Raw genomic sequence first — 17457 nt, 5'->3', positions numbered from 1 at the left:
ACCTTGGTCGCGATGCAGGCAACGCCATTCGGGCGGCGGCAGCGTGTTGTGCAGCGGCTACAATTGTTCCTTACCTTCCCTCGCCGGTACCGCCGCCATGAGCACGCTCACCTCCCCCGCCCATACGCGTTCGTCCCTGTTCTGGCTCAAGCCGCTGCTGTTCGTGCTGGTGGCGGTGGTTGGCCTGTACTACGTGAAGTGGTCGCCCTATTACCTGAAGTCGTTCGTGGCGGCCAGCAACCACAGCATCGGCGCCTCGATCATCGACGACCACGCCCAGGACCCCATGGCCGCCGCGCTGGCCTACGCCCAGGTGTACTTCCTGGCCATCTGGAAGGCCGCGGTGCTGGGGGTGCTGCTGGGCTCGCTGGTGCAGGTGCTGATACCGCGTGACTGGCTGTTGCGGGTGTTCGGCCGCGCCGGCCTGGGCTCGACGGTGCGCGGCGGGTTGTTCGCGCTGCCGGGCATGATGTGCAGCTGCTGCGCCGCGCCGGTGGTAGCCGGCCTGCGCCGCCAGCGGGTGTCGGTGGGCGCGGCACTGGCGTTCTGGATGGCCAACCCGGTGCTCAACCCGGCCACGCTGATCTTCATGGGCTTCGTGCTGGGCTGGGGCTTCACCGTGCTGCGCCTGGTGGCCGGGGTGATTCTGGTGGTGGGCGTGTCCCTGTACGCCCAGCGCATCGCCGCGCCGGAAGTGCTGCCTGAGCCTGCGGTGGAGGCGGTGGCCGATGCGTCCAGCGCCCCCCAGGGCAACCTGTTCAACCGCTGGATGCGCTCGCTGTGGCAGCTGTTCTGGACCACCATCCCGATCTACGTGCTGGCCGTGCTGCTGCTGGGCGCTGCGCGGGTGTGGCTGTTCCCCCACGTGGACGGCGCCATGGGCAACAGCCTGCTGTGGCTGGTGCCGCTGGCGGTGGTGGGCACGCTGTTCGTGATTCCCACGGCGGCGGAAATCCCCATCGTGCAAACCCTGATGACCCTGGGCCTGGGCACCGCGCCGGCGGTGGCGCTGCTGATGACCCTGCCCAGCGTGAGCCTGCCGTCGATGCTGATGCTGCGCAAATCCTTCGATGCCAAGGTGCTGATGACGGTGGCGGTACTGACCATGGTGGTGGGCGTGATCACCGGCTTGATCGGGGCTGCGGTCCTGTAAGTTAGCGGACGCGGCCTGCGGCAGCTGCTACGGGGTTTGGCGGCGGCGGTGGTGGAGGTAGGCCTCCACTTCGTCGGCGCTGCCCATGAACTCGATGCGCGCGCCCTTGGCCTGGCGCTGGTAGGCGTACATGGGGTCGTAGTATTCGTCCAGCAGCACGCGGATCCACGCCCGGTGCAGCTCCACCGCGCCGCTGCGGTACTGCTCGTCCAGTGCCGCGTCCATGGCACTGGCCAGGCGCTGGAAGCGCTCGCCGCCCAGACGCTTGACGTTGCTGGCCAGGCTTTGCTGCATGCGCTGGGCGAACAGCGCAAAGCCCTGGTCGGCGCCGTGCAGGCCGACGAACTCGGCGCACAGGTCCACCACGTAATCCTTGAGAATGCGCTGCACGCGCTGCTCGACGCTGTCCAGCAGCCACACCAGCGGCGCGCCCTGCATGCGCCGGTACAGCGCCAGCGGCACCGCCCGGCTGCCGATGGCGCGGCCTTCGTCTTCCAGCACGAACTGCTGCACGCCGCGCGCGCGCTGCTTGAGGATAGCCACCGCCAGCTGGTTTTCGAAGTTGATCTGCACCGGCTGCGGCGTGGCGTGCTTGCCGAAGCTGGAGCCCCGGTGATGGGCGTGGCCCTCCAGGTCCAGGGCGTTGTCCAGGCGCTGCAGCACCTCGGTCTTGCCGGTGCCGGTCATGCCGCCCAGCAGCACGAAATCACACTGCTGCGCCGCCTCTTCGGTGACGCTCAGCAGGCAGTGGCGCAGCGCCTTGTAGCCGCCCACCACCCGCGGGTACTGCACGCCCGCCTCGTCCCGCAGCCACTGCTGGCTGATTTGTGAGCGCAGGCCGCCGCGATAGCAGTACAGGTAGCCATCAGGGTGCCGTTCGGTGAACGCCCGCCAGGCGTCGATGCGCGCCTGCTTGAGCGCCCCCTGCACCAGGCGGTGGCCCAGTTCGATGGCGGCCTGCTGGCCGTGCTGCTTGAAGCAGGTGCCCACCTGCTCGCGCTCGCGGTCGTCCATCAGCGGCAGGTTGCAGGCGTGGGCGAAGGCGCCGTGGTGGAACTCCACTGGCGCGCGCACGTCGATCAGCGGGGTGTCGGCGAGGAACAGCGCGCGATAGTCCCGGCAGTCGTCACGCATCCAGTTCCACCGCGTGGGCCTGTTGTGCCTCGAAGTGGCCGATGGGCGCCAGGACCATGCCCAGCTCCGCCGCCAGCGCCAGGAACGCTTGCTGGGCGTGGGGTTCGACGGCCACCAACAGGCCGCCGCTGGTCTGCGGGTCGCACAGCAGCAGCTTGTGCATGGCGGTCAGGCGCCCGATGCGCTCGCCGTAGCTGTCGAAATTGCGCAGGGTGCCGCCGGGCACGCAGCCCTTCTCCAGGTAGTATTCGATGTTGGCCAGCACCGGCACCTGGCGCACTTGCAGGCGGGCGGTCAGGCCGCTGCCGTCGGCCATCTCCACCAGGTGGCCAAGCAGGCCGAAGCCGGTGACGTCGGTCATGGCGGTGACGCCCGGCAGCCGGGCGAAACGGCTGCCGGCGTTGTTCAGGGTGCACATCAGGTCGCGCGCCACGCCGACGTCGGCCTGGCGCAGCAGGCCTTTCTTTTCCGCCGTGGTCAACACGCCGATGCCCAGGGGTTTGGTCAGGTACAACTGGCTGCCCAGGGTGGCGGTGTCGTTGCGCTGCATGAAGCGCTTTTCCACCAGGCCCGTCACCGCCAGGCCGAAGATCGGCTCCGGGGCATCGATGGAATGCCCGCCTGCCAGGGGAATGCCGGCGGCATCACAGACCGCGCGCCCCCCGCGGATCACCTCGCGCGCCACCTCGGCGGGCAGCACGTTCACCGGCCAGCCGAGGATGGCGATGGCCATCAGCGGGTCGCCGCCCATGGCGTAGATGTCGCTGATGGCGTTGGTGGCGGCGATGCGGCCGAAGTCGAAGGGGTCATCGACAATCGGCATGAAGAAATCGGTGGTGGACACCACCCCGCGCTCGCCATCGATGCCGTACACCGCCGCGTCGTCACGCGAGGCGTTGCCCACCCACAGGTTGGGGTCCAGGTGTTGCGCGCCGCTGCCGGCGAGGATCACCTCCAGCACCTTGGGCGAGATCTTGCAGCCGCAACCGGCGCCGTGGCTGTACTGGGTGAGGCGGATGGGTTCACTCATGTCCGAAAGCCCTGGCAGGTCAATCCATTGAGTCTAACAGAGCCTCCGAACGGTGCTGGACCCACCAGTTTGGTCATTATTTCATCACATCGACTCCACCCCCGGTTTTGCTGGGGTTGGGCGTTTTATCCACAGAGATACTCACGATTTCCGGGGACAACTTTTCTGCGGGGGCTGGATGGGTGAACAGTGGTGTAGCGCCGTAGCAGCACCTGTCTTGAAATGGCGCCGCCTGCATCGCGACTAAAGTCGGCTCCTACGCCACTCGAGGTAGGAGCCGGCCTTGGCCGCGATGCAGGCGACGCGATTCATGGGGTATCCGTTTACAGGGCGCGCCAGTCGCGCAGCCAGGCCAGGCCGGCGCTGGTGTCGCCCTTGGGGCGGTACTCGCAGCCGATCCAGCCGTCGTAGCCCAGGTCGTCGATGAGCTGGAACAGGTACGGGTAGTTCAGCTCGCCCAGGTCTGGCTCGTGGCGGTCCGGCACGCCGGCGATCTGGATGTGGCCGATGCCGGCCATGTCGCGGCGCAGTTTCACCGCCAGGTCGCCTTCGACGATCTGGCAGTGGTAGCAGTCGAACTGCACCTTGAGGTTGGCGGCGCCCACTTCGCGGCAGATGGCCTGGGCCTGGTCCTGGCGGTTGAGGAAGAAGCCGGGCATGTCGCGGGTGTTGATCGGCTCCAGCAGCACGGTGACGCCGACCTTGGCAGCCTGGACGGTGGCGTAGGCCAGGTTTTCCAGGTACACGGCGTGGTGGCGGGCGCGCTCGGCTTCGGACGGCAGCAGCCCGGCCATCACATGCACGCGGTTGTTGCCCAGCACCGCGGCGTATTCCAGGGCCTGGTCGAAGCCTGCGCGGAATTCGGCCTCGCGGCCCGGCAGGCTCGAAGTGCCACGCTCGCCCTTGGCCCAGTCGCCGGGCGGGGCGTTGAACAGCGCCTGCACCAGGCCGTGGTCGTCCAGGCGCTGCTTGAGTTGGGCGGCGCTGTACTCGTAGGGGAACAGGTATTCCACGGCGTCGAAACCGTCGGCCCGGGCCGCGGCGAAGCGGTCGAGGAAGTCGTGTTGCGGGTACAGCATGCTGAGGTTGGCAGCGAAACGAGGCATGTTGGCTCCAGGAAAGCGCAAGGCTTGCGAGCCTACCGCACCGGTACCGGTATCCACCAGCACGTTGCGGAACAGACCATCGGCACCGGCATGCCGGTGGTGGTTGTGGCTTTGCGGATTTGCCGCGATGCTGTACCTCCCCCTTTGCCGAGGACACCCCGATGAGTGAAGCCCCCCGCCCGCCCCTGCCCCCTTTCACCCTGGAAACCGCCACGCAGAAAGTCCGCGGCGCCGAGGACGGCTGGAACTCCCGCGACCCGGCCAAGGTGGCCCTGGCCTATACCGAGGACACCTACTGGCGCAACCGCAGCGAGTTCATCCACGGCCGCGCCCAGGCCCAGGCGTTCCTGGCGCGCAAGTGGAACAAGGAGCTGGACTACCGCCTGATCAAGGAGCTGTGGGCGTTCGCCGACAACCGCATCGCCGTGCGTTATGCCTACGAGTGGCACGACGACTCGGGCAACTGGTTCCGTTCCTACGGCAACGAGAACTGGGAGTTCGCCGAGAATGGCCTGATGCAACGGCGCTTTGCCTGCATCAACGACCTGCCGATCACCGAGGCCGAACGCAAATACCGCTGGCCGCTGGGACGCCGTCCGGATGACCATCCAGGCCTGAGCGCCCTGGGCCTCTGACAGCAGCTCCCACGCACCCCCCGTAGCAGCGGCGGGGCGGCCATCCGCCGCAGGCCGCGTCTCCAGGCACCGCGCACTATACCGCCCAAGACGCAGCCTTCGGCAGCTGCTACGCGAATGCGGATACCCCATAGACCGCGTCGCCTGCATCGCGGCCAAGGCCGGCTCCTACCACGAACCGTGTAGGAGCCGACTTTAGTCGCGATGCAGACGACGCCATTTCAAGACAGTTGCGGTTACGGGGGGTCAGCTAAATTCGGAGCGCATCACCCGCACCGGCACCGACTTGTACGACGGCGTGCCGCTGTCCTTGTCGATGTAGTCCAGCGGCACCAGCGAATTGGCCTCGGGGTAATAGGCGCCCACCGACCCGGGGGCAATCTTGTATTCGATGGCGGTGATCTTCTCGTAGCGCATCCGCCGCCCCTCGGTCACCGTTTCTATGTCCACCAGGTCGCCATGGGCCAGCCCGCGCGAGTCCAGGTCAGCCTGGCTCATGAACAGCACGTCACGGCGCCCGAACACGCCGCGGTAACGGTCATCCAGGGCGTAGATAGTGGTGTTGTACTGGTCGTGGCTGCGCAGGGTGATCAAGCGCAGCACGTCGGCTCCCTCCACCACCATGTCTTCGTGCAAGCCGGGGAACACGAAGAACTCGGCCTTGCCGGAAGGGGTCAGCCACTTGCGCTCAGTGGCCGGCAGCGGCATGCGGAAGCCGCCGGGCACGCGGATGCGCGCGTTGTAGTTGTCGAAGCCGGGGATGGTCTGCTCGATCAGGTCGCGGATCTTGTCGTAGTCAGCGGCAAGCGCTTTCCACGCCACCTGGCTGTCGGGCAGCGTGGCGCTGGCCATCCCGGCGACGATGGCCGGCTCCGACAGCAGGAACGCCGACGCCGGCGCCAGCTTGCCCGCCGAGGCGTGGACCATGGACATGGAGTCTTCCACAGTGATGGCCTGGGCCAGGCCGTTCTGCACGTCCAGTTCGGTGCGGCCCAGGCAGGGGAACAGGAACGTCTCCTTCGACACCAGCAGGTGGTTGCGGTTGAGCTTGGTGCCCACGTGCACCGCCAGGTCCAGGCGGCCCATGGCCGGGAAGCATTGCGCCGGGTCCGGCAGTGCCACGGCGAAGTTGCCACCCAGGCACAGCAACGCCTTGGCGCTGCCGGCAATCATGGCCTGCATGGTTTGCACGGCGTCATGACCGTGGCCGGCGGGCGGTTTGAAGCCGAACACCTGTTCCAACTTGGCCAGGAAGCTGGCCGACGGTTTCTCGGTGATGCCCACGGTGCGGTTGCCCTGCACGTTGGAGTGGCCGCGCAACGGGCAGATGCCGGCGCCCGGCTTGCCAAGGTTGCCGCGCAGCATCAGCAGGTCGCAGATCAGCCGCACATTGGCCGTGCCCTCGTTGTGCTGGGTGACGCCCATGCCATAGGTGACGATGGTGGCGTTGGACTTCGCGTAGGCAGCGGCGACCTTCTGCATGTCGTCCTGCAGCAGGCCGCTGGCGTGCTCGATGTCCGGCCATTGGGTGACCAGCAGGTCGGCCTTGAGCGCCTCGAAACCTTGGGTGTGCTCGGCGATGAAGGCATGGTCGAGCACCTGGCCAACGCTGTCTTCGAGTTCCAGCAGCGCTTTCATCACCCCCTTGATGGCCGCCGCATCGCCGCCGGCCTTGACCTGCAGGTAGGTGGAGGCAATGCGCGTGGAGCCGTAGGTGGCCATTTCGACCATGCTCTGCGGGTCGGCGAAGCGCTCCAGGGCGCGCTCGCGCAAGGGGTTGAGCACCATGATCGGCACCTTGCGCCGCGAGGCCTCGTGCAACGTGCCCATCATGCGCGGGTGGTTGGTGCCGGGGTTGTGGCCGATGGAGATGATCAGCTCGGTGACGTCGAAATCCTCCAGCGACACCGAGCCCTTGCCCATGCCGATGGAGCGCGGCAGGCCGACGCTGGTGGCCTCGTGGCACATGTTCGAGCAGTCGGGGAAGTTGTTGGTGCCGTACTCCCGGGCATACAGCTGCCACAGGTAGGCCGCTTCGTTGGAGGCGCGGCCCGAGGTGTAGAACTCTACCTGGTCGGGTTGCAGCCCGCGCAGGATCTCGCCGATGCGGGCAAACGCGGCGTCCCATTCGATGGGCTGGTAAGTGTCGCTGGCGCGGTCGTAGACCATGGGGTGGGTCAGGCGGCCGAGGTCTTCCAGCTCGTAGTCGGAGCGGCGCAGCAGGGCCGAGACCGGGTGGGTGGCGAAGAATTCAGGGGTGACGCGTTTGTTGGTGGCTTCCCAGGTGACGGCCTTGGCGCCGTTCTCACAGAACTGGAAGGTGGAGCGGTGCTCCTTGTCGGGCCAAGCGCAGCCGGGGCAATCGAAGCCGTCCGGCTGGTTGGTGCGCAACAGCGTCAGCGGCGCCTTCAGGGTGTCCATCTGCTCGCGCACCGCCGTGGCGGTAGCCTTCAATGCACCCCAACCACCTGCGGGGCCGTCGTAGTCCTTGATGCCCGGTACTGTGCGTCGAGTGGCCATGATCTCTCCGTCTGCACGTGGCTCATGGCCGGCTGGCCGGAGCCTGGGAGGACTACATTACGCCTGGCGGCAGGCACGTGCATGATCGGTCGACCGAGCGGTACCTGCATCAGTGCGCCGCGTATTGGCTGGAACACTGCGCCGGGGCCAGACGCAGCCTGCGGCAGCTGCTACGCAACCCCGTAGCAGCGGCCGCAGGCCGCGTCCCAGGCGCCGCGGTCAGCCTGGGCAGGCCCAGCTGTTGGCCGCCCTGGCGATCTGCCCGGCCAGTTGGCCGATGGCTTTCTGGTGCGCCAGCACCAGGTCATCCATGCCCACGCCGCTGGCCTCGCGGATCACGCTGGCGCAGGTCAGGGTGCGGCGCTTCTGGCCGTCGCTGCGCTGGCTGAGGCTCCACACCACGTCGATCAGCGCGTACTGGCCCGGCAGCGAATCGAAGCGGCGTACGTCGGTCTGCAGCGACACCACCGGCTTGTCGGCGGCCTTGGGCAGGCCCGCCAGGTCGCGGGTGCCCAGCTTCTGCTCCAGCTGCCCGGCCAGGGCGTCGTGGAACTCGTCGGCCAGGGGCGCGCCCCAGCGTTCGGTTTCGAGGATGGCCAGGGCGCCGGTGCTCTGGCGCACCACCATCTGCGGCTGGTCGACCTGCACCGGCATGCGCACGCTGAGCATCTCGAACTGGAACGCCGGCGCCGGGACGCTGGCGGGGCTGGCCGGCGCGGTGGCCACCAGGGTGTAGTAGTGGGTTGGCGCCGAGCTGCAGGCCGCCAGGCCCAGGGTGGCCAGCAGGGCCAGGGAACGGAGGGTCATGGCGGTCATTCCTGTGCAGGTTCACGAGAGGTCGACGAAGTGGGCTGGTAAGCGTCCGGCTTGCCGTCCTTGAGGCGGCCACGGATCAGCGCTTCGGGGTGGCGGCCGAGGAAGTCGGTGAGCACGCGCACCGAACGGGCGGTGCGCTGCACCTCATCCAGGGCCTGGCCCAGCTGCTGACGCTGCGGCGAGTCTTCGGCGAAGCTGTCGTTGGCGGTGGCCAGGGTCTTGCGCGTCTGCACCAGGGTGTCACGCATCTCCGGCAGCACCTGGCCGTTGACGTTCTCCAGGGTCTTGTTGAGCTGGCCGAGGCTGCCGTTGAGGTTGTCGGCGATCTGGTCGATCGGGATCTTGCTCAGCTTGTCGACGAAGCTCTGCAACTGCTCCTGCAACTTGTCCAGGCTGCCCGGCACGGTGGGGATCACCATGGGCCGCGCGCTCATGTCGAAGGGCACCGGGCGGGCATTGGGCACGAAGTTCATCGACACGTACAGCTGGCCGGTCAGCAGGTTGGCGCTGCGCGCCTGGGCGCGCAGGCCGCGCTTGACGAACTGGCTCATCAGCAGCGCGCCCTTGGCATCGTCCTCGCCACCCATCTGCGCCAGCAGCTTGTCGTGGGCCTTGCCCAGGCGGTTGGGGTAGATCACCGCGCCAATCACCGTGGGGAAGGTCTCGGTCTTGGCGTCGTAGTCCAGGTCCACCGACACCACCTTGCCGACGTTGACGCCCAGGAACTCCACCGGCGCGTTCACGGCCAGGCCCCGCAGGGACTGGTCGAAGCGCATCTGCACGTAGCGCGCCTCGCCATCGGGTGGCGCCAGCGCGGTTTCCTGGTCGTCGAACAGGGTGAACTGCTGGCCTTCGTCGGCCTGGGCCTTGTCGGCGCTGTAGTTGGGCTCCACGAAGGCAATGCCGCCGGAGAGGATGGAGGCCACCGACTGGGTGTTCACCTTCAAGCCGTTGGCGCCCAGGCTGACGTCCACGCCGCTGGCGTTCCAGAAGCGGCTGTCCTTGCGCACGTACTGGTCATTGGGGGCATTGATGAAGACGTCGACGTCGACGCCCTTGCCGTCGTCGGCCAGGTGGTAGGACACCACCTGCCCCACCTGGATACGGCGGTAGTAGACGGCCGAGCCGATGTCCAGCGAGCCCAGGTCACCGGTGTGCAGGGTGAAGCGCTTGCCCTTCTGGCCGTAGGTGATGGCCGGCGGGTTCTCCAGGCCGACGAAGTTCTTCTCGGTGTCGTCGGAGTTGCCCGGGTCGGCGCCGATGAAGGCCCCGGACAGCAACGTGTCGACGCCCGATACGCCGCCGGCGCCGATGCGCGGGCGCACCACCCAGAAGCGAGCGTCACGGGCGGTGAAGGCCTTGGCCGACTGGTCCAGCTCGACCGTGGCGTCGATGTGGCTGCGGTCTTCGCTGAGGGTGATGGCGGTGACCTTGCCGATCACCACGTTCTTGTACTTGACCTGGGTCTTGTTGGCTTCCAGGCCTTCGGCGGTGAGGAAGCTGATCTGGATCTGCGGGCCGGCCGACATGGCCTTGTGCACCACCATCGACAGGCCGATCAGGGCGGCCACGATCGGCACCAGCCAGACCAGCGAGACGTTGAAACGTCGGCGCCGGATCTCGGGGCTCGAAGGCGTGAGGGTGGAACTTGGGTGATCAGACATCTTCAACCTCTGCATCCCAGATAAGCCGGGGATCAAAACTCATGGCCGCCAACATCGTCAGCACCACGACCAAACCAAAGAACAGGATACCCAGGCGCGGCTCGATGCTGCTCAGGGAATGGAATTGCACCAGGGCCGCCACCAGGGCCACCACCAGCACGTCAAGCATGGACCAGTAGCCGATGATCTCGATCAGCCGGTAGAGCTTCGAGCGCTCGCGCATGGCCCACTGGCTGCGGCGCTGGCAGGTGATGAGCAAAGTGCCCAGCACCACGAATTTCATGCACGGCACGGCGATGCTGGCGATGAAGATCAGCAGGGCAATGTCCCAGGAGCCGCCGGCCCAGAACTCCATGACGCCGCTCATGATGGTGTTCTCGCTGCCGCTGCCGAACATGTCGGTGTACATCACCGGCAGCAGGTTGGCCGGTATGTAGAAGACCAGGCTGGCGATCAGGAACGCCCAAGTGCGTGCCAGGCTTTCGGGCTTGCGCCGGTGCACCACCGAATCGCAGCGCGGGCAGTAGTGGCTGCCTTCGGCGCAGGCCAGGCCGCAGGTGTGGCACAGCACCAGCTTGAGTTCGTGGGCATAGGGCGGCTGGCTCATGGAATGACCCCTTCCAGGTCATGCCACAGGCGGCGGATGCTCTTGCCCGAAATCAGGATGATCAGCACCGTCAGCATGGCCAGCGCCCACAGGCCCAGGCCGGGGTGCACGTCGAGCATGCCGCCCAGCTTGACGATGGCGACCAGGATGCCCAGCAGGCACACCTCGAGCATGCTCCACGGGCGCAGGTGCTCCAGGGCGCGCATGCAGGCCTTGAAGCCGGGCGCGGCGACGCCGGCGCAGGCGAAGCTGAGCACCCAGCACAGCAGGATGATCTGCAGCATGGGCGCCAGGATGATGGTCAGCCCGGCCACTGCGGCGATGACGCTGATGCGCCCTTGGGCCAGGGCTTGCACCGACTGCCAGAGGGTGGCTTCGTTGCTCAGGCCCTGGAGGCTGATGGAGATCACCGGGAAGGCGTTGGCGAAGCAGAAGACGATGGCCGCGCAGATGGACAACGCCAACAGCTGCTGGGCGCTCATCTGCCCGCCCCGGGCCAGCACCGCGCCGCAACGGGTGCAGCAGGACTTTTCCCCGCGCACCAGGGGGGTGGGCTGGTAGACGGAGTCGCAATGCTCGCAAATGATCCAGTCGGGGTTGTTCATGAGGCTCGTTGACACGGGTGGGAGCGGCATTTTCCTTTGAATGGCAGCGCCGCGTCTAGTTCAGCGTAGGATACATATGTAATTGCATGATAGTGGGTGGGGGACGCGGCCTTCGGCCGCTGCTACGCCCGTAGCAGCGGCCACAGGCCGCGTCCGGGCTCAGCGCTGCTTCAGTCGGTCAATGATCACCGCGATCAGCAGGATGGTGCCGCGGATCACGTATTGGTAGAAGGTGTCGATGTTCTTCAGGTTCATGGCGTTCTCGATGATCGCCAGGATCAGCACGCCGGCTATCACGTGGCGGATCATGCCGATGCCGCCGCTCAGCGACACCCCGCCCAGCACGCAGGCCGAGATCACGGTCAGTTCAAAGCCCTGCCCCACCATGGGCTGCCCGGAGGTCATGCGCGAGGCCAGCACCACGCCGGCCAGGGCGCCCACCAGGCCGTGCACGGCGAAGATGATGATTTTGGTGCGGTCCACGTGCACGCCGGCCAGGCGTGCGGCTTCCTGGTTGCCGCCAATGGCCATGGTGTTGCGGCCGTAGGTGGTGTAGTTGAGCAGCCAGCCGAAGAAGATGAAGCAGACGATGGTGATCAGGATGGGCACCGGCACGCCGAACACCTGGCCGTTGCCGAACACATAGAAGCCCTCGTTCATGACGCCCACGGCCTTGCCGTTGGAGAAGATGTAGGCCAGGCCGCGGACGATCTGCATGGTCGCCAGCGTCGCGATCAGCGCGTTGATGCGCAGCTTGGCGATGACGATGCCGTTGATCAGCCCGACGATCAGGCCCATGCCCAGGGCCGCGGACACGCCAAGGAACACGCTGTTGGTGTCACGCATCACCACGGCGGCGATCACCCCGGCGCAGGCGATGACCGAACCGACCGACAGGTCGAAATGCCCGGAGGCCAGGCAATAGAGCATGGTGCAGGCGGCGATGCCGGTGGTGGAGATCGCCAGGCCCAGGCCGCGCATGTTCATCGGCGACATGAAGTTGTCGATCAACAGGGTGCAGAGCAGGAAGATGCCCAGGGCCGCCAGCAGCATGGCCCACTCATCGAGAAACCGGCGCATGTTCAGTCCTTGCCGCGGCGCGTGCAGGGTGGTGGGAGTGGTCATAAGCACCTCGTTTATTATTGTTCAGCCACGGGTGCGTGGCAGTGCCAGTTGCAGCAGACGGGATTCGTCGGCCTGTTCACGGTTCACTTCGCCGGTCAGGGCGCCTTCGCTCATCACCAGGATGCGGTCGCTGATGCCCATCACTTCCATCAGGTCGCTGGACACCACGATCACCGCGATGCCCTGGGCCGCCAGGTTGTGGATGATCTGGTAAATCTCCGACTTGGCGCCGATGTCGATGCCGCGGGTGGGTTCGTCCAGCAGCAGCACCTTCATGGGCATCGACAGCCAGCGGCCGAGAATGGCCTTCTGCTGGTTGCCGCCGGACAGGAACATGATCTGCTGGCCGGGGCTGGGGGTTTTCACGTTCATGGCGCTGATCTGCTGGCGCGCGTTGTCGCGCTCCCAGCGGCCCTGCAGCAGGCAGCCCAGGTGGGCATGGCGGCTGCGGGCGCCGATGTTGATGTTCTCGGCAACGCTGGACAGCGGCACGATGCCTTCTTTCTTGCGGTCTTCGGGGCACAGCAGGATGCCGGCGTCGATGGCCTGGCGCGGGTTCTTCAGGTGCAGCGGGCGGCCTTCCAGTTCGATGTCGCCGGCGCTGTGGCGCGCCAGGCCCGACAGCAGCCGCAGCAGTTCGGTGCGCCCGGCGCCCACCAGGCCGAAGAAGCCCAGCACCTCGCCCTTGTGCAGGCTGAAGCTCACCGGTTCCTGCAGGCCGGGGCCCAGCAGGTCTTTTACCTGCAGGGCCACGCCGCCCTGTTCGCGGGTGCGGTAGTCGTAGATGTCCTGGATGTCGCGGCCGACCATGCAGGTCACCAGCTGGTCGTGGGTCAGCTGCGCCATGTCATCGAAGGTGCGAATGAAGCGGCCGTCCTTGAACACGGTGACGGCGTCGCAGATGCGGAAGATTTCTTCCATGCGGTGCGACACGTACAAAATCACCCGGCCCTCGTCGCGCAGCCGGGCGATGATGGTCATCAGCCGGTCGATCTCGCGGGCCGAGAGGCTGCTGGTGGGTTCGTCGAAGGCTATAACGTGGGCGTTGCGCGACATGGCCTTGGCAATTTCCACCAGTTGCCGCTGGCCCAGGGACAGCTCGCCCAGGCGCGTGCCGGGGTCGATCTCGTCGGCCAGGCCTTTGAGCAGCTCGCGGGCGCGGCGCTGCATGGCGCCGCGGTTGACCAGGCCGAACCGCGCCGGCATGTGCCCCAGCAGCAGGTTTTCGGCCACGCTCATTTCCGGCACCAGGTGCAGCTCCTGGTGAATCACCGCCACGCCGTGGGCGATGCTGTCGGCGGCGGACTTGAACGCCATGGGCTGGTCGCCGATCAGCACCTGGCCAGCGCTGGGCTGGTAGGCGCCGCCGAGGATTTTCAACAGGGTGGACTTGCCCGCGCCGTTCTCGCCCATCAGCGCCAGCACCTGCCCGGGGTGGGCGGTGAAGCTGATGTCGGACAGCGCGCGCACGCCCGGGAAGTTCTTGCCGATGGCGTCGAAGCGCAGGCTGCCGGTGGCGGTGTGTGGTTGTGTTGCCGTGGATGCATGCATGAGAAGTCTCTTCACCTAGCGATGGCAAAACCCGTAGCAGCTGCCGCAGGCTGCGTCAGCGGTGCGCTGTGACGCGGCCTGTGGCCGCTGCTACGGGATTGGCGTTACTTCCAGAGCCCGATCTTGGTCAGCACGTCCTGGAAGTTGGCGCGGGTGATCAGCGTCACGTCGTCCATGGCGGTGTACTTGGGCGGTTCCTTGCCGGTGGTGACCCACTCGAACACCTGCGACGCGGTGTTGTAGCCTTCCTTGTCGGGGCTGGGCAGCATCGAGCCGAAGAAGCCGCTTTTCGGTTTCTTCAGCTCGTCGATGGCGTCGGTGCCATTGATGCCGATGCCGATCACGTGGTCAGGCTCGAAGCCGTTCGAGGCCGTGGCCCGCACCCCACCCAGCACGGTGTTGTCGTTCATGCCGCCGATGATCAGGTTTTTCGCGTTCGCCGGCAGCTTGGGCAGCGCCGAGTTGACCGCGTCCATGCCACCGGGCACGTCCAGGGTCTTCTGCGGGGCGGTAAGGATGTGCTCGGCGGGCAGGCCGGCTTTTTTCAGCGCGTCGATGGAGCCGTCGGTGCGCTTCTTGCCGGTGTCCAGCTCGTTGTAGGTGTTGATGACGGCGTAGGTGTCTTTCCAGTCCCAGTTGCGCTTCTTGGCCTCATCGGCCATGGCGGCGCCCTGCTTCTGGCCCACTTCGAAGGCGGCCATGCCCAGGTACGGCACGTCCTCCATGAATTTGCCGTTGGCGTCGACGAAGCGGTCATCCACGGCCATTACCTTGAGGTCGTTGGCCTTGGCCTTGGCGACGATGGCCGGGCCCAGGGACACATCCGGCGGGCAGATGACGAAGCCCTTGGCGCCGTTGGCGGCCAGACTGTCGATAGCCGAGAGGGTTTTCTCGCCGTCGGGCACGGCGATCTTGATCAGTTCGAAGCCCTTGTCCTTGGCGGCTTTTTCGGCGAAGGCCCATTCGGTCTGGAACCAGGGCTCTTCAGCCTGCTTGACCAGGAAGCCGATCTTCACCGGGTCGGCGGCGAAGGCGGTGGAGCCCAGGCCGAGGATGGCGGTAGACACGGCGGCACAGCACAGGGAACGCATCCCATGGCGACTCAACATAGCTAACTCCTTGTTCTTATTTGATATAGCTACAGCGTCCAGCGGTTTGAGTGGCGCACCCGCAAAGGCGCGATTTACAGTCTTAGCATGTAATCCGGTGTCTCTATGTAACGTAGTGTCACCCGCCGAAACGCTGGCACGGCTGGCCGCGCACGCCCAGGTCGGCCCACAGCACGGCGCCGTCCAGGGGGTTGTGACTGCCGCTCTGGCGCGAGCTGGTGACGTACAGCCGCGTCAGGTCCGGGCCGCCAAATACGCAGCTGGTGGGGTGTTCCACCGGCAATTCGACGATTCGGTCCAAACTGCCGTCGGGGGCGAAGCGCAGCAGGCAATGGCCGCCCCAGCGCGCGTTCCACACGTAGCCGTCGGCGTCCATGGCCGAGCCATCCGGGGCGCCGCGCGGGTGCTCGGCCGCCCATACCTGGCGCGGGCCGGGCAGGCCCTGGGCGTCCAGGGGGTAGCGGTAGATCACGCCGTCGAGGGTATCGGCGCTGTACAGCCAGGCGCCGTCGTCGCTCCACAGCAGGGTGTTGACGATGCCCTGCCCGGCCAGCAACGGCGCCACGCGCCCTTGGTGGTCGATACGGAACAGGCCGCCGCTGCGGCGCTCAAGCGGCAGGTCGCCGCCTTCGGCGTCGAGGTTGTTCTGCATGCTGCCCAGCCACAGGTTGCCCTGGGGGTCGCAGCGGGCCTCGTTGGCGCGGTTGCCGGCGACAGGGTCGGCCTGGCACCACAGGCGCAGGGCCGGGGCCTGTTCGGGGGAATCCAGGGCCAGGCGGTGCACGCCGCTGGCCAGGGTCACCAGGGCGTCGCCGGCCTGGGTGGGAATGAACGCCGACACCGGCTCGTGCAACTGCCAGTGCCGCTGCGCGCCGCCCTGCAGGCGGCACGCTTTGAAGCCAGCGATGTCCACCCAGTACAAGGCCTGGGTGGCGACGTCCCAGCACGCGCCTTCGGCGAGCCGGTAACGCACGGGGGAAAGTGCCTGCCAATTCATGTCACGCCCTTCTGTTCTTATTGTTGACGCGCGGGCCTCACCGGGCCACGACACCACTAAATAGTATTACCATTTATTTTTCAAGTGCTGTTTTTTGGACTATATAAGCTTGCCACTGCAAAAATGAAGGTAAATAGTCTGACCAATAGACAGGAAATTTCCGCAAGCATCCGCCACAACAACAAAAAGGAAGGCTTACCATGCAACCACGTCTTACCCTCGCCAGCCTGGGACTCTCGATCATGATGGCCAGCATCACTGCCCACGCCGCGGGGCTCAGCGCCGAACGCGGCAGCTTCGGCACCCTGCCCGATGGCACCGCCATCGAAAAATACACCCTGAAGAACAGCCACGGCGTGCAAGCCACCATCATCACCTACGGTGGCATCCTGCAGTCGCTGCTGGTGCCCGACAAGCACGGCAAGGCCGCCGACGTGGTGCTGGGGTTCGATGACGTCAAGGGCTACCAGGCCAACCCCACGGTGTATTTCGGCGCCACCATCGGCCGCTACGGCAACCGCCTGGCCGACGGCAAGTTCAGCCTCGACGGCAAGCCTTACCAGATTCCCACCAACGACGGGCCCAACGCCCTGCATGGCGGCACCCAGGGCTTCGACAAGCATGTGTGGAAGGCCGAGCCGAGCAAGGCCAAGGACAGCGTCGGCGTGACCCTGAGCTACGTGTCGGCAGACGGCGAGATGGGCTTCCCCGGCACCCTGACCACCCACGTGACCTACAGCCTCAACGAGCGCAACGAGCTGCGCATCGAGTACCGCGCCACCACCGACAAGCCAACGGTGCTCAACCTGACCAACCACAGCTACTTCAACCTGGCGGGCGCCGGCAACGGCGACATCCTCAAGCAGGTGGCCACCGTGTTCGGTTCCCATTACACGCCGGTGACCGCCAAGCTGATCCCTACGGGCGAGCTGGCACCGGTGGCCGGCACGCCCATGGACTTCCTCAAGCCCACGGCGTTTGGCGCGCACATCAAGGATGATCACCCGCAGCTGAAGTTCGCCGAGCCCAAGCAAGGCGGCTTTGACTTCAACTGGGTGCTGGACACCCACGGCGACGTGAAGCGCCTGGCCACCGAGGTGCATGACCCGGCGTCGGGCCGGGTGCTGCAGCTGTACACCACCGAGCCTGGGGTGCAGCTGTACACCGCCAACTTCCTCGATGGCAGCATTCATGGCAAGGGCGGCACGGTGTACCCGCACTGGGGCGCGTTCACCCTGGAGACCCAGCATTACCCGGATTCGCCGAACCAGCCGAAGTTCCCGAGCACGCGGCTGGACCCGGGCAAGGCCTACACCCAGACAACGATTTTGCGCTTCAGCGCGAAGTAGAGACCGCGTCGCCTGCATCGCGCCCAAGGGCGGCTCCTACGCAATTGGCGTAGGAG

General features: G+C 66.4%; 15 protein-coding genes. 3 read left to right on the top strand and 12 right to left on the bottom strand.

The window, feature by feature from the left end; genetic code table 11:
- Nucleotides 1-97: 97 nt before the first annotated feature.
- On the top strand, nt 98-1153 hold the full coding sequence (locus RAM80_RS28330) for a permease (RefSeq protein WP_416423679.1): 1056 nt from the start codon (nt 98-100) through the stop codon (nt 1151-1153).
- 27 nt (nt 1154-1180) lie between these two features.
- Here the strand turns inward: RAM80_RS28330 and mnmH are convergent, their stop codons facing one another.
- The 3 genes from mnmH to otnI form a co-directional block, all read right to left on the bottom strand.
- Nucleotides 1181-2287 carry a tRNA 2-selenouridine(34) synthase MnmH gene (gene mnmH / locus RAM80_RS28325; protein ID WP_416423678.1) on the bottom strand — a complete coding sequence of 369 codons (1107 nt, stop codon included), beginning with the start codon at nt 2285-2287 and terminating at the stop codon, nt 1181-1183.
- Nucleotides 2280-3317 carry a selenide, water dikinase SelD gene (gene selD, locus RAM80_RS28320; RefSeq protein ID WP_416423677.1) on the bottom strand — a complete coding sequence of 346 codons (1038 nt, stop codon included), beginning with the start codon at nt 3315-3317 and terminating at the stop codon, nt 2280-2282. Before selD ends, mnmH begins: the two co-directional genes overlap by 8 nt.
- Nucleotides 3318-3640: 323 nt before the next feature.
- The gene (gene otnI / locus RAM80_RS28315; protein WP_416423676.1) at nt 3641-4423 is read right to left on the bottom strand and encodes a 2-oxo-tetronate isomerase; all 783 of its coding nucleotides are present in this window, start codon (nt 4421-4423) and stop codon (nt 3641-3643) included.
- Nucleotides 4424-4584: 161 nt separating this feature from the next.
- Here otnI and RAM80_RS28310 point away from each other — a divergent pair, with 161 nt between their 5' ends.
- Complete coding sequence (locus tag RAM80_RS28310; RefSeq protein WP_416423675.1) at nt 4585-5058, top strand: DUF1348 family protein; 474 nt, start codon at nt 4585-4587, stop codon at nt 5056-5058.
- 246 nt (nt 5059-5304) lie between these two features.
- Here the strand turns inward: RAM80_RS28310 and RAM80_RS28305 are convergent, their stop codons facing one another.
- From RAM80_RS28305 to RAM80_RS28265, 9 genes are all read right to left on the bottom strand, one after another.
- Nucleotides 5305-7578 carry an FdhF/YdeP family oxidoreductase gene (locus RAM80_RS28305; protein ID WP_416423674.1) on the bottom strand — a complete coding sequence of 758 codons (2274 nt, stop codon included), beginning with the start codon at nt 7576-7578 and terminating at the stop codon, nt 5305-5307.
- A 219-nt stretch (nt 7579-7797) separates the two neighbouring features.
- On the bottom strand, nt 7798-8385 hold the full coding sequence (locus tag RAM80_RS28300) for a PqiC family protein (RefSeq protein ID WP_416423673.1): 588 nt from the start codon (nt 8383-8385) through the stop codon (nt 7798-7800).
- A gap of 5 nt (nt 8386-8390) precedes the next feature.
- Nucleotides 8391-10058: an intermembrane transport protein PqiB gene (locus RAM80_RS28295; RefSeq protein WP_416423672.1), complete on the bottom strand. Its 1668-nt coding sequence runs from the start codon at nt 10056-10058 to the stop codon at nt 8391-8393.
- Nucleotides 10051-10665, bottom strand: coding sequence for a paraquat-inducible protein A (locus RAM80_RS28290; protein WP_416423671.1), 615 nt, complete (start codon nt 10663-10665; stop codon nt 10051-10053). Before RAM80_RS28290 ends, RAM80_RS28295 begins: the two co-directional genes overlap by 8 nt.
- Nucleotides 10662-11270, bottom strand: coding sequence for a paraquat-inducible protein A (locus tag RAM80_RS28285; RefSeq protein WP_416423670.1), 609 nt, complete (start codon nt 11268-11270; stop codon nt 10662-10664). The genes RAM80_RS28290 and RAM80_RS28285 overlap by 4 nt, the downstream gene beginning before the upstream one ends.
- A 159-nt stretch (nt 11271-11429) precedes the next feature.
- Nucleotides 11430-12395 (bottom strand): L-arabinose ABC transporter permease AraH, encoded by a 966-nt coding sequence (araH, locus tag RAM80_RS28280; protein WP_416423669.1) that lies wholly within the window; start codon nt 12393-12395, stop codon nt 11430-11432.
- Between the two features lie 21 nt (nt 12396-12416).
- Nucleotides 12417-13946, bottom strand: a complete 1530-nt coding sequence (gene araG / locus RAM80_RS28275) for an L-arabinose ABC transporter ATP-binding protein AraG (protein WP_416423668.1) — start codon at nt 13944-13946, stop codon at nt 12417-12419.
- A gap of 104 nt (nt 13947-14050) precedes the next feature.
- Complete coding sequence (locus RAM80_RS28270) at nt 14051-15055, bottom strand: substrate-binding domain-containing protein (RefSeq protein ID WP_416423667.1); 1005 nt, start codon at nt 15053-15055, stop codon at nt 14051-14053.
- A gap of 118 nt (nt 15056-15173) precedes the next feature.
- Nucleotides 15174-16052, bottom strand: a complete 879-nt coding sequence (locus tag RAM80_RS28265) for an SMP-30/gluconolactonase/LRE family protein (RefSeq protein ID WP_416423666.1) — start codon at nt 16050-16052, stop codon at nt 15174-15176.
- A gap of 200 nt (nt 16053-16252) precedes the next feature.
- On the opposite strand from RAM80_RS28265, the gene RAM80_RS28260 reads away from it, so the two are divergent.
- A complete protein-coding gene (locus RAM80_RS28260; RefSeq protein ID WP_416423665.1) occupies nt 16253-17401 on the top strand; it encodes an aldose epimerase family protein in 1149 nt (382 codons plus the stop codon).
- The last annotated feature ends 56 nt before the right edge of the window (nt 17402-17457 follow it).

It is taken from the genome of Pseudomonas sp. App30 (genome assembly GCF_047947025.1).
Lineage (GTDB): Bacteria > Pseudomonadota > Gammaproteobacteria > Pseudomonadales > Pseudomonadaceae > Aquipseudomonas.
The sequence above is the reverse complement of the archived record's forward strand: the minus strand, read 5'-3'. Positions and strand labels throughout refer to the sequence as shown.

Bases quoted from the DNA above. Each gene is read 5' to 3' on its own strand.
- araG (WP_416423668.1), bottom strand. From the start codon at position 13,946: ATGCATGCATCCACGGCAACACAACCACACACCGCCACCGGCAGCCTG.
- RAM80_RS28285 (WP_416423670.1), bottom strand. From the start codon at position 11,270: ATGAACAACCCCGACTGGATCATTTGCGAGCATTGCGACTCCGTCTAC.
- araH (WP_416423669.1), bottom strand. From the start codon at position 12,395: ATGACCACTCCCACCACCCTGCACGCGCCGCGGCAAGGACTGAACATG.
- otnI (WP_416423676.1), bottom strand. From the start codon at position 4,423: ATGCCTCGTTTCGCTGCCAACCTCAGCATGCTGTACCCGCAACACGAC.
- RAM80_RS28300 (WP_416423673.1), bottom strand. From the start codon at position 8,385: ATGACCCTCCGTTCCCTGGCCCTGCTGGCCACCCTGGGCCTGGCGGCC.
- selD (WP_416423677.1), bottom strand. From the start codon at position 3,317: ATGAGTGAACCCATCCGCCTCACCCAGTACAGCCACGGCGCCGGTTGC.
- RAM80_RS28330 (WP_416423679.1), top strand. From the start codon at position 98: ATGAGCACGCTCACCTCCCCCGCCCATACGCGTTCGTCCCTGTTCTGG.
- RAM80_RS28260 (WP_416423665.1), top strand. From the start codon at position 16,253: ATGCAACCACGTCTTACCCTCGCCAGCCTGGGACTCTCGATCATGATG.
- mnmH (WP_416423678.1), bottom strand. From the start codon at position 2,287: ATGCGTGACGACTGCCGGGACTATCGCGCGCTGTTCCTCGCCGACACC.
- RAM80_RS28310 (WP_416423675.1), top strand. From the start codon at position 4,585: ATGAGTGAAGCCCCCCGCCCGCCCCTGCCCCCTTTCACCCTGGAAACC.
- RAM80_RS28270 (WP_416423667.1), bottom strand. From the start codon at position 15,055: ATGTTGAGTCGCCATGGGATGCGTTCCCTGTGCTGTGCCGCCGTGTCT.
- RAM80_RS28305 (WP_416423674.1), bottom strand. From the start codon at position 7,578: ATGGCCACTCGACGCACAGTACCGGGCATCAAGGACTACGACGGCCCC.
- RAM80_RS28290 (WP_416423671.1), bottom strand. From the start codon at position 10,665: ATGAGCCAGCCGCCCTATGCCCACGAACTCAAGCTGGTGCTGTGCCAC.
- RAM80_RS28295 (WP_416423672.1), bottom strand. From the start codon at position 10,058: ATGTCTGATCACCCAAGTTCCACCCTCACGCCTTCGAGCCCCGAGATC.
- RAM80_RS28265 (WP_416423666.1), bottom strand. From the start codon at position 16,052: ATGAATTGGCAGGCACTTTCCCCCGTGCGTTACCGGCTCGCCGAAGGC.